Source organism: bacterium, from assembly GCA_035454885.1.
GTDB lineage: Bacteria > UBA10199 > UBA10199 > JACPAL01.
Map to the genome: position 1 here is coordinate 1 of DATIGE010000022.1, position 10,917 is coordinate 10,917.

The window sequence follows — 10,917 nt, forward strand, 5'->3', positions numbered from 1 at the left end:
CACGTCCTCATCTGGCACGGGCGCCGCTGCTGCTACGCCCGCAAGCCGGATTGCCCCCGGTGTCCGGTATTGAAGCTCTGTCCCTACGGGCCGAAGACGCAACCTTCCTAGGAAATTGCCGATAACGCGGGCATGTTCGACGCCCTTCTCTCACGCCTGGGCTCCCTCTGGACCGGTCTGACCGGCGGGAACCTCCTCACCTCTTCCGTGGCCGTTTCCGCAGTCGCTCCCCAGTTTGTCCTGCGGTCGACGCCGGACTTCACGCCGCTGCACGCGGTTTTGAGCCGCAACGGCGTGCCGTTTCCTGTCGTGATCGAGGGTGCGGACATCCCCCACGCGCGCCGGGTCTTGGAGGGGGAGTTGCATCGTGAATTCGAAAACTTTCTCTCCGCCACGATCCCGTTTGAGGCCGTGCCCTGGTTTGCCCTGGTCCGTGCCTTGGATGGAACGTGCGAAGGCATCGCCTTGTCCTGGCTGACCGGCCGGGGCGAGGGAATTCGCATGCGTTGCGACCGCGTCCGCAAGCGGGTCATGGAGGGCGACGGCGTCATCCGCCACGTCGGACTGGCGCTCTTGATGGCGCAACTCCGGTGGATGAAGGCCAACGGGCACTGGCCCCTGCGAGGAGAGATCCTGAAGGACTACGACCCGCATGTCATGGCCTCGTACCGCCGCACCTGCGGAATGGGGCCGGGCTTCTTTGACGAATTGACGATTGCGACGGCATCCGTGGGGCGTTGGGACGGAGAGCGATTCCTCGCCCAGTGCCCCATTCCGATTCGAACGATTAGGGCGACCCCTTGATCACTCCCACTCGATCGTGGCGGGCGGCTTCGAGGAGATGTCGTAGACGACGCGGTTCACTCCCCTCACCTCGTTGATCACACGGGCGGAAATCACGGCGAGAAGATCGTAAGGCAGCCGCACCCAATCGGCGGTCATGCCGTCCTGGCTCTCCACGGCGCGGACGGCGATGACGTTCTCGTAGGTCCGATTGTCCCCCATCACCCCGACGGTCTTGACCGGCAGGAGCACCGAGAACGACTGCCACATCTTCGTGTAGAGCCCGGCGGCCTTGATCTCCGAGACGACGATGTCGTCGGCGTTGCGCAGGATCTCGAGACGCTCCTGGGTGACCTCCCCCAAGATGCGCACGGCGAGTCCGGGGCCGGGAAAGGGCTGGCGGTCGATGATCTCATCGGGAACGCCGATCAGGCGGCCGATCGCCCTCACCTCGTCCTTGAAGAGCTCCCGGAACGGTTCGATGAGCTTCAGGTGCATCCGCTCCGGCAAGCCGCCCACGTTGTGGTGGCTCTTGATGACGGCCGACGGCCCGCGGAAGGAGACGCTTTCGATGACGTCCGGGTAGAGCGTGCCCTGGGCCAGGAACTTGGCCTCCGAGTGGCGTTTGGCCTCGTCCTCGAAGACGGCGATGAATTCGTTGCCGATGATCTTTCGTTTTTTTTCGGGGTCTTCGACCCCCCTTAATTTCTCCAAGAATCTCTCGGCGGCGTCGATCTTTTTCAAGGGGACCTGCATGTTCTTTTGAAAAAGATCCAGAACCCTGTTCCCCTCGTTCTTCCGAAGCAGCCCGTTGTCGATGAAGAGCGCATCGAGCTGTCGGCCCACCGCCTTGTGGATCAGGGCGGCCATCACCGACGAATCGACGCCGCCGGAGACCGCGCAGATCACGTGCCCGTCTCCCACCTGCGCGCGGATCTCGCGGGTCTTTTGATCGACGAAGGATTCCATCGACCAGTCGGCCTTGAGGTCTGCGACCTTGAAGAGGAAGTTTTTGAGCAAGTCCCGCCCGCGCGGGGTGTGATGGACCTCCGGGTGGAACTGCAGGGCGTAGATCTTGCGGCGCGGATCGCCGATCGCGGCCTGAAGCCCGCCCCCGCTCTGGGCGTAGCTCTCAAAACCCGCGGGGAGGACCGTCACGTGATCCCCGTGGCTCATCCACACCGGGGTCTCGTCGTCTTGAAAGCCCTCGAAGATGCCGTACTTTTTCACGATGCGGATCTTGGCGGGACCGTATTCGCGGACGCGGCCGGCCTCGACCTTGCCCTTCAGTGTCTGGGAAAGCCACTGCATACCGTAACAGATCCCCAAGATCGGGACCTGAAGGTCCAGGATCTCGACCGCCGCGGACGGGGCATCGGCCTCATAGACGCTCGAAGGCCCCCCGGAGAGGACGATGGCCTGGGGCGCGAACTCGCGGATCTTCGCCAGGGGGGCGTTGCAGGGATGGATCTCACAGTAGACCTTCTCCTCGCGGATGCGGCGGGCGATCAACTGCGTGTATTGGGAACCAAAATCGAGGATGAGAACGCGGGATGCCATCATTCCAACCGGTAATTCGGCGATTCCTTGGTGATCGTCACGTCGTGCACGTGGCTCTCCTTGAGCCCCGCCGACGTGATCTGCACGAACCGCGCCTTCTTGCGGAGCTCGGCGATGTTCGCCGCGCCCACGTAACCCATGCCGGAGCGGAGTCCGCCGATCAGTTGGTGGATCTGGTCGGAGATGGGCCCGCGCGCCGGGACCATGCCTTCGATCCCCTCGGGAACGAGCTTGGAGGCGTCGGTGACGCCTTCCTGGAAATAACGGTCCTTGCTCCCCCTGCGCATGGCGTTCAAGGAGCCCATGCCGCGATAGGTCTTGAAGGACCGGCCTTGGTACAGGATCGTCTCTCCCGGCGCCTCGTCCGTGCCCGCGAAGAGTCCGCCCGCCATGACGGCCGTGGCGCCCGCCGCCATCGCCTTGGTGATGTCGCCGGAAAACTTGATGCCGCCGTCCGCGATGAGCGGGATCTGGTAGCGGTTGGCGACGGAGGCGCACTCGAGGATCGCCGTGAACTGCGGGACGCCCACGCCGGAGACGACGCGCGTCGTGCAGATGGACCCGGGACCGACGCCCACCTTGATCGCATGGACTCCCGCCTTGATCAGGGCCTCGGCCCCGTCGGCGGTGGCGACGTTGCCGGCGACCAGCGCGACCTTGGCGAAGCGTTCACGGAACTCCTTTGCGGTATCGATCACGCTTCGCGAGTGACCATGAGCGGTATCAATGATGATGAGATCGGCCCCTTCGTTGATGAGGATCTCCGCGCGGTCGAGGGCGACCTTGCCGACGCCGATCGCCGCGCCCACGCGGAGACGCCCCAGCTCGTCCTTGCAGGAATTGGGATAGCGCAGGGCCTGTTCGATGTCCTTGATCGTGATGAGCCCCTTGAGGTTCCCTTGGGCATCGACGACGGGCAACTTCTCGATCCGGTTCTTTTGGAGGATCTCCTTGGCCTTCTCGATCGTGATCCCTTCTTTGGCCGTCACGACCTCCTTCGTCATGGCGTCCTCGATCTTCTGGTTCAGGTTCTTTTGAAAGCGCAGGTCGCGGTGCGTGAGGATTCCCACCACCTTCTTGCCGACGATGATGGGCACGCCGGAGATGTCGTGCTTCTTCATGAGCTGGGCGGCTTCGCCCAGTTTTTGGTCCGGGGTCATCGTGACCGGCTCCAGGATCATCCCCGACTCGGCCCTCTTGACCTTTTCGACCTCCAGGGCCTGCTCCTCGGGCGTCAGATTCTTATGGATGATCCCGAGACCGCCCAGGCGCGCCATGGCGATGGCGGTCTTGCTCTCGGTCACCGTATCCATCGCGGCCGAGATCAGCGGGATGGTGAGAGAGATTTTTTCGGTGAGCTTGACGCCGGTATCGACGTCGGTCGGAAGCACGGAACTCTCCCCCGGGAGGAGCAAAACGTCGTCAAAAGTGTAGGCGATCGGGATCTGGGGGGCTGCCATGGCGGAGGGTTAGCAGGGAGGTTTCGCTTTGTCAAATACGTGGCGAAGCCACGCAACTTTCTGAATCTTCTAACGATAGCGGCTCGAGATGACGTCGATTCTCCCTTTGGTCTATCCCCCCCTGGTCGCCGGGCTTCATGCGGGCTTCTTGGGGCAACTTCAGTCCTCGCTCACGGAGGAGACTCCGTTCCTTTTGTCCAGCGACCGTCAGGCCCTGCTCGAACTGGTCGAATACGGGGCGCCCATGCGCCATATCGCCGACGAGCTCCTTTTTTCCGTTCATCGGGCCTGGGCGGACGCGATCGAGCAGGAACACGGGAAAACAAACATCTCGGTGGCGCCGTTCGGCGTTTCCCGCCTCTTCCGCCCCATCGTGGACGAGCGGTGGCAGCACGATCCCCTGTCGGGCCAAAAGGCCGATCCGGAGGCGATCGCGAAACAGCTGGAGGACCAGCACCCGCAGTCGAGGGACGTGCTTGAGATCCGCTGCCGGAGCGACCTCTTCGATCTGCACTCGCTGTTCATGGTCCACCAAAATCTGATGCCCTACGGCCTCTATTTTTACGGGACGCGCGGTGGATTCACCGTCGCGCGTATCGCCTCCTGCACGTTCATCGAGTCCGCCCTCCGGTATTGCCTGGGCGAGCGCGCCATCGCCCCCTGCTTCGCGGGGGGGGAAATCCCGGCCGCGACCGTGAACCAGCTTCATCTGGGCGGATTTCACGGCGTCGGCATGCCGCTCAAGAAGATCCGCATGCACAACCGCTGGGCGTCCCCGGCGGAATATCCCTGGCACGATCTTTTCCATTTGATCGAGGCATCGATCCATCTCCCGGCCTGGAAGCAGCGCGCGGCCAGCGCCTTCTTCGACGTCCTCTACAACGCGCGCCTGACCTATGGCGTCGGCTGGGTGGCCTCGGCCGACGATATCGAACTTCTCCTGGACCTCGATCTGGACAACGAGGAAAGCGGGACCCTGGAGCATGTCGTCGCGCGTGTTCTCTACAACATCCGTGCGGCCCACGGCGAGGCTGCGGCCAAGAAGGTGGCCGACCAATACGGGAAGGTCCTCAAGAGCCTCAAGGGAAACAAGGGTTTCAGGAACGATCCGGAATTTGTGCGTTTCAAGGAGGCCGTTCCCGGCTTGATCTCCCAAAGCCAGTGAATCAGCGGACCAAGCGCAGCGAGTAGAGACGCCCGCCGTTGGAGAGATAGTAGATCCTGTCCTCATCCACCACCGGATCGGAATAGATTCCCTTTCTGGCGAAGCGTCGGGCGATCACGTGCCCGTCCTCCGCGTCCACGAAGTTCATGGTCTTGTCGGAGAGTCCCACCGCGATCAGGTCTTTATAGGCGACGGGGGCGGTCAGGGCCCCGCGTCCGATCGGCGAATCCCAAACGCGGGTTCCGTCCTTCTTCTGGTAGGCGATCAGATGCCCGTTCGACGCGGCGGCGACGAGGAGGTCACCCGCCGCCAGGAGGCGGACGCCGCTGCCCTGCGGTTGGCTCCAGAGGACTTTGCCGTTCTGCTTGGAGAGCGCGTAAAGCCCGCCGTCGAAAGTCGCAACGTAAACGCGGTCGGCCTCCACCAAGGGCGTGCCGTCGACGTCACTGAACCCCCTGGCCTTCTCCTGGGCGAGGGATTTCTCCCAAAGGACCTTTCCCCCCGAGGCGGACAGGGCCTGCACGACGCCGTCCGAATAGCCCACGAACACCCGGTCGCCCGAAGGGTCCGGCGCCGGGGAGGCGTTGCCACGGATGGTCATCTGAATCCGGCCCGTGAACTCCCTCTTTCTTCCGCCCTCCCAGAGAAGACGGCCGTCCGCAGCACTCAGGGCTGAGACCTTCCCTTCCGCGGTCGCAACGTAGACGCGATCGCCGCCCACGGCCGGGGCGGAAAGGATCTCAGAGCCCAGTTCCGCCCTCCATGCCTCCTTGCCGTCGGGGATCGACACCGCGTAGATCCGTCCGTCGTCGTCCCCGAAGAGGACCCGGTCGTTCCAGAAGGCAGGCGCGGAGTTGACCGGACCCGTGGTCTTGAAGCGCCACTCCTTGCCGCCGTTCTTTTTCTTCATGGCGTAAAAGTAGCCGCCGTCGGAGCCGACGAAGATCAGGTCTCCATGCACGAGGGGCGAGGCGTTTTCCTTGCGTTTGTATTTGAAGAACTTGCCCTTTTTGAGCGCCGAGACCCATTGAGGGCTGTAGGGCAGCTTCTCGACGCGCCGTTCCTTGAGCGGAACGTTCTTCCACGCGTGGGCCTCGCCTTGGCAGAGGGCCGCGGCGAGGCTGAGGCTGAGGACGATCAGCGCGAGGGAGACGGCGCGGCGGGTCGGGTTTCTGGTTCCAGCCATTTTTCTCTCTCCCGGGCCTCGAGTTTGACGCTCGGCTCCTTCGCTCCCTCGGACAGGGTGTGGTAGATCGCGAACGCCTGGTCCTTGTTTCCGCTCACTTCCTGCGCCCGTGCCAAGAGCAGTTGGGTATAATCCGCGTTCGCGTTCTTCGGGTCCCGTGCGGTCCGGTCCAAGAGCTCTGCGGCCTTGGCCGCCTCGCCCTTTCTCAGGTAGGCGAGCGCGAGATTCTGCCCGGCGGCGATTCGAAGCAGGTCCGGCGCCGAAGCGTCCGAAGCGAGGGGCGCATACCAGTCGATGGCGCGGTCATATTCCTTACCGTCCAGGGCCAGCTTGCCGAGGCGGATGCGCGCCACCTTGGCGGCATTGGAGCGCCCGTAGTCCTTGGCCAGGACCTCTAACTCCCCCTTGTTGAGGAGCGCGGAGGCCTTGCCCTGGTAATAGGACGAATACGCCTTAAGGCCGGCGAAGAGGACCAAGAGGACGCCGGCCACGGCCAGGATCGGCGCGAGTTTACGGCGATTCTCCATCGCACGGATCGCGAGGCGGTCGATGGGGCGATAAAGCGGCAAAGGGGCGTCGGATTTCCGGAGATGAGGACGCTGCTTGTAAGTCGGCATCTTCTTTGGCTGCCTTAAAAGACGCGGTTTGTCAATTGACTAGCATGCTGATTTCATTTATTTTTTCTTATATGTGCTTCTAAATGGAGCACATCGATGGATTCCGGATTATACTATTTCTGAGGGGTGTTTCCATCATGATGTCTCGAAATGGCACAAACTTGGTCGAGCGACTCAAGAAATATGCCAAGGAGACCAAGAGGGATCTCAACACGACGCTGACCTACGTCAAGCTTGCCATGGAGGGAAACAAGGTCGAGCGTCTGACGGATTTCAGCCGATGCCAGCATCCGGTCCTCCTCCTCTACGGGTTTGGCGCGACACGGAGGGTCTTCAGCATACTGGAGCGCCGGCTCCGCAAGGACGGCTTCGGCGTCTTCAGTTTCAACCTGGGAGGCATGTTCGACACGTTCAATACGCGTTGCATCGAGGAAATGGCCCAGCTCGTCCACGACAAGGTCGAACGTCTCTGCCAGCGCTACGATCTAAAGAAGATCAGCGTGATCGGGCATTCCAAGGGCGGTCTCATCGGGCGCTACTACGTCAAGCGTCTCGGCGGGGCTCAACGCGTCCGCACCTTGATCACGCTCGGCACCCCGCACGGAGGGAATCCGTGGGCCCTGGTCGGCATCTTTTCGCCGCTCGCCATCTTCTCGCGCAGCCTCTGGCAGATGTACCCGATGTCGCCCTTCATCCGGAAACTTCAGAAAGGGGCCTGGCCCAAGCACGTGCGTTTTGTCTCGATCTATTCCAAGGAAGACCGCGTGTGTTTTTACAAGAGCTCGATCCTCGATATCCCCGAGGGCGTGACGTACATGAAGAACGTCCTCGTTCCGGGACTGAGCCACTCGGATTACCTGATCCGCAAGACCGCCTACAACCTCATCAAGAAGGAATTGATGACGGGGGAAAAACAGGGCTGATGATCATCGTCTCTTTCTTCGGAATAGGATCTCGATCGGCGCCCCTCCGAAGTTGAAGGTCCTCCGGAACCCGTTGGCCAAATATCGCTTGAACGAAAAATGCACGCCTTTGGGCTCGCTCACGAAGATGATGAAGGTCGGCGGGCGGACGCCCGTTTGCGTCGCGTAGAAGAACTTGACCGGCTTGCCCTTGAAGACCGGAGGGTTGTGGGCACCGATCAGCCCCTCGAAGGCCCGGTTGACGTCGCTCGTCGGCACGCGCAACCCGCAGGCGTCGTAAAGCCGGTTCACGGCCGGCCACACGGTGTCGCAACCCTCGCCGGTCTTGGCCGAAACGGCGAGCACCGGCGCGTGGGCGAAGAACGGGAGCTCGTCCTCGTATTTGGTGAAAAACGACTTTCGATCCTTGGCCGGGATGAGATCCCACTTGTTCCAAAGGACCACGACGCCCCGGCGCGCCTCCTGGGCGTAACCCGCCACGTGCGCGTCCTGTTTATGGATGCCTTCGGTCGCGTCCAAGACGAGCAAACACACGTCCGAACGCTCGATCGCCTTGAGGGAGTTCAGCACGGAATAACGTTCGACCTTGGAAGCCCACGTCCCGCGGCGGCGGATGCCCGCGGTGTCGATGAGGAGATAGTCGCGTCCGTCCACCGTGACGGGCGTGTCGATGGCGTCCCGGGTGGTGCCCGGGGCGTCGTGGACGACCAGGCGGTCTTCTCCCAGGAGACGGTTCAAGAGCGAGGACTTGCCCACATTCGGCCGGCCGATGACGGAGAGGCGGATGGGTTTGGGCGCCGTATCCTCAACCTCTTCTTCGAGTTTTGGCCACGGCGCGACGACTCGATCCAAGAGGTCATTGACCTTGTAACCGTGCTCGGCGGAGACCGGCAGGACGTCCTCGCCCAGCGAGAAGAACTCCGTGAGGGTCTCTTCGTTCTTCGGGCCGTCGATCTTGTTGGCCACGAAGAAGACGCGTTTGCCCGATCGCCGAAGGTATTGCGCGATCTCCGCCTCGTCGGGCAGCAGCCCCTCGCGGGCGTCCATGACGAAGAGAATGACGTCCGCCTCACCGATGGCCAGGTCCACCTGTTCGCGGATCTTGTCTTCGATCGCGCCCTTCCCCTGCTCGTCCAGAAAAAGCCCGCCCGTGTCGACGACGACGAACTCGCGCGCGTCCCAGTGCGCGTGGCCGTAGTGGCGGTCGCGCGTGACGCCGGGTTCGTCGAGCGTGATGGCCCGGTGCCCTCCGACCAAACGGTTGAAGAGTGTGGATTTGCCGACGTTGGGCCGGCCGACGATGGCAACGATTGGTTTCATAGTGAGCGAGTACGACCCGAACCGGCTTAGCCGGTCGGGACGACGGAGCGAACGATCCGATCCCGGTTTTCAGATGGGGTTGTTAAGGGGAGAGCGGTATATCCCCTTAACTATCAATGGTGGCAGCGGAGGGATTCGAACCCCCGACACGGCGGGTATGAACCGCCTGCTCTACCAACTGAGCTACGCTGCCGAAATCAAGAGCGCACTGCTATATATAATGGGCTCTTTCCGTGCAATGAATTTGAAAAATTGACCCTTTCCCGGCTCTTGGATACGATGGTTTCATGCCCGAGGAAAAATCCCGACAGGTCTTTCAAAAAATCTGGAATAAAGTCGCCAAGCCAGGGCCTGACGGCCGGAAGCTCATCGTCATCCGGAACCGGGCCGATTTGGAATACCATTGGTGGTCGGGCCTCGTGGACGATGACAAGTACTCGATGCAGGACTGGGTCGCCGCCTTTCAAGATTCCCTCCTCCCCAACGGCGGCTACCTCGTGACCGAGGAACAGTGGATGGCCAAGGCGGAGTTCCACTACGCGGGCCCCATCGCCACGCCCTACGACCCCATGACGATCCGCGAGGGGGAATGGGGCGAAGACGAGTTGAACGACCTGGTCTGGAACAAACTGAAGCCCTGTGTCTACTTTTCGAAGGACGACTGGGGGAAGATCATCGCCGAGGTCAAGAAGACGCTCCCCAAGAAGGACGGCAAATACGTCATTGGCCGCGAGCTCAAGCAGGAATGGACGACGTTCGTGAACACCTACGCCTCGCCCCGCCGCATCCTCCAGTTGGGGGTCTATCAACTCAGGGCGCAGCAAAAAGGCCAGGCCGGACCGCTCGGCCCCTCCCCCACCCCCCCCGCCGCGACGGGCTATGCGCAAGGGCCGGCTCAGAGTCGTACTATCGCCGACCGTCTGAGCCAATTGATCGGCAAGCGGAATCAGTAGGTTTTGACGGGACGCGAAACTCGAAAGGAGAGATACTCCGATAATCAGGACAATCGGAGGCTGTTCCTATGTCCCATGTCCCCTCTACGACGCATACGACCGGTCCGACCCTCTCTCATGGAGGCCCTTCGTCCATTGCGGGCGGGATGGAGATTGCCAAGGATGCGGCGCGTGTTTCGGGTGGCCCGAATCCGTTGGCGGCTGATCCCACGCAGAGCTTGGCCGCGCAGTACGCCTAAGGATTCGTTTACAAGCCTCTGAAATTACGATATATTTCGACCATGCCTCCTTCTCAACCCAAAGAACAAGCTGTTCGGGCCGTGAAGGCCATCTGGGCCGCCGTTTCGCAGACCGGTCCCGACGGCAAGAAATGCATTTCGTTCGCCAATCGGAACGACCTCGTCTACCTTTTTTGCACGGGATTCGTGGACGAGACCAAGCACACCCTGACCGATTGGGTGGATTCCTTCAATGATTCCCTCCAGCCCGATGGGAGTTACCGCCTGACGGAGGAACAATGGATGTCGAAGGCCAATTACCGCTACTGCGGTCCGGTGGGCCGCCCCTTCGACCCCATGCTCCTCCGCGAGGGCGATTGGCCCGAAAAGGAGATGGAGACTCTCCTGAAGACCCATCTCCTCCCGGCCGTCTATTTTACCGAAAAAGAGTTCCGGACCATCTTTGACGAGGTCAAGCCGACATTCTTTTCGGGCGGCATCTACAAGATCAGCCGGCAGGTGAAGGAAGACTTGAAGAAGATGATCGATCTCTACCCCTCGCCCGCCCAGGTCCGCGCCTTGGGGTTGGCCGAGGCCCGGGCCGAGATGGCCTCAAAGGGGTCTGGATTCACCACCGGGCAGGCCCAGAGCCAGATCGCGGCCCAGAGGCTCTCGGACCTGCTGAACCGGTCGGGGGGAAAAGGCTAGGAAAATGACGTACGGACCGCAACC

The 10,917-nt window shown here is 61.9% G+C and carries 12 protein-coding genes and 1 tRNA gene; 7 read left to right on the forward strand and 6 right to left on the reverse strand.

Annotated features, from left to right (window positions below; translation table 11 throughout):
• Both VLJ37_05095 and VLJ37_05100 read left to right on the forward strand, forming a co-directional pair.
• On the forward strand, nt 1-111 hold a 111-nt coding region (locus VLJ37_05095), incomplete at its 5' end, for an endonuclease III (protein HSA59044.1).
• Between the two features lie 21 nt (nt 112-132).
• On the forward strand, nt 133-804 hold the full coding sequence (locus VLJ37_05100) for a hypothetical protein (protein ID HSA59045.1): 672 nt from the start codon (nt 133-135) through the stop codon (nt 802-804).
• Here VLJ37_05100 and guaA read toward each other — a convergent pair whose 3' ends face one another.
• Both guaA and guaB read right to left on the reverse strand, forming a co-directional pair.
• Nucleotides 805-2,343, reverse strand: coding sequence for a glutamine-hydrolyzing GMP synthase (gene guaA / locus VLJ37_05105; protein ID HSA59046.1), 1,539 nt, complete (start codon nt 2,341-2,343; stop codon nt 805-807). It lies immediately after the preceding gene.
• Nucleotides 2,343-3,803, reverse strand: a complete 1,461-nt coding sequence (gene guaB, locus VLJ37_05110) for an IMP dehydrogenase (protein ID HSA59047.1) — start codon at nt 3,801-3,803, stop codon at nt 2,343-2,345. Before guaB ends, guaA begins: the two co-directional genes overlap by 1 nt.
• An 88-nt stretch (nt 3,804-3,891) precedes the next feature.
• Here guaB and VLJ37_05115 point away from each other — a divergent pair, with 88 nt between their 5' ends.
• Nucleotides 3,892-4,968 (forward strand): hypothetical protein, encoded by a 1,077-nt coding sequence (locus VLJ37_05115; protein ID HSA59048.1) that lies wholly within the window; start codon nt 3,892-3,894, stop codon nt 4,966-4,968.
• Nucleotide 4,969: 1 nt separating this feature from the next.
• Here the strand turns inward: VLJ37_05115 and VLJ37_05120 are convergent, their stop codons facing one another.
• Nucleotides 4,970-6,154, reverse strand: coding sequence for a PQQ-binding-like beta-propeller repeat protein (locus tag VLJ37_05120; GenBank protein HSA59049.1), 1,185 nt, complete (start codon nt 6,152-6,154; stop codon nt 4,970-4,972).
• A complete protein-coding gene (locus tag VLJ37_05125; GenBank protein ID HSA59050.1) occupies nt 6,106-6,771 on the reverse strand; it encodes a hypothetical protein in 666 nt (221 codons plus the stop codon). Before VLJ37_05125 ends, VLJ37_05120 begins: the two co-directional genes overlap by 49 nt.
• A 137-nt stretch (nt 6,772-6,908) precedes the next feature.
• Here VLJ37_05125 and VLJ37_05130 point away from each other — a divergent pair, with 137 nt between their 5' ends.
• On the forward strand, nt 6,909-7,694 hold the full coding sequence (locus VLJ37_05130; GenBank protein ID HSA59051.1) for an alpha/beta fold hydrolase: 786 nt from the start codon (nt 6,909-6,911) through the stop codon (nt 7,692-7,694).
• Nucleotides 7,695-7,697: 3 nt separating this feature from the next.
• Here the strand turns inward: VLJ37_05130 and der are convergent, their stop codons facing one another.
• Nucleotides 7,698-9,014: a ribosome biogenesis GTPase Der gene (gene der / locus VLJ37_05135; GenBank protein HSA59052.1), complete on the reverse strand. Its 1,317-nt coding sequence runs from the start codon at nt 9,012-9,014 to the stop codon at nt 7,698-7,700.
• A gap of 117 nt (nt 9,015-9,131) precedes the next feature.
• Nucleotides 9,132-9,207: transfer RNA gene (locus tag VLJ37_05140), tRNA-Met, on the reverse strand.
• A 94-nt stretch (nt 9,208-9,301) separates the two neighbouring features.
• Between VLJ37_05140 and VLJ37_05145 the strand changes: the two genes are divergently transcribed.
• The 3 genes from VLJ37_05145 to VLJ37_05155 all read left to right on the forward strand — a co-directional run bounded on the left by VLJ37_05145 (nt 9,302) and on the right by VLJ37_05155 (nt 10,893).
• Nucleotides 9,302-9,967: a hypothetical protein gene (locus VLJ37_05145; GenBank protein ID HSA59053.1), complete on the forward strand. Its 666-nt coding sequence runs from the start codon at nt 9,302-9,304 to the stop codon at nt 9,965-9,967.
• A 68-nt stretch (nt 9,968-10,035) separates the two neighbouring features.
• A complete protein-coding gene (locus VLJ37_05150; protein ID HSA59054.1) occupies nt 10,036-10,206 on the forward strand; it encodes a hypothetical protein in 171 nt (56 codons plus the stop codon).
• A gap of 81 nt (nt 10,207-10,287) precedes the next feature.
• A complete protein-coding gene (locus tag VLJ37_05155) occupies nt 10,288-10,893 on the forward strand; it encodes a hypothetical protein (protein ID HSA59055.1) in 606 nt (201 codons plus the stop codon).
• Nucleotides 10,894-10,917 lie beyond the last annotated feature (24 nt).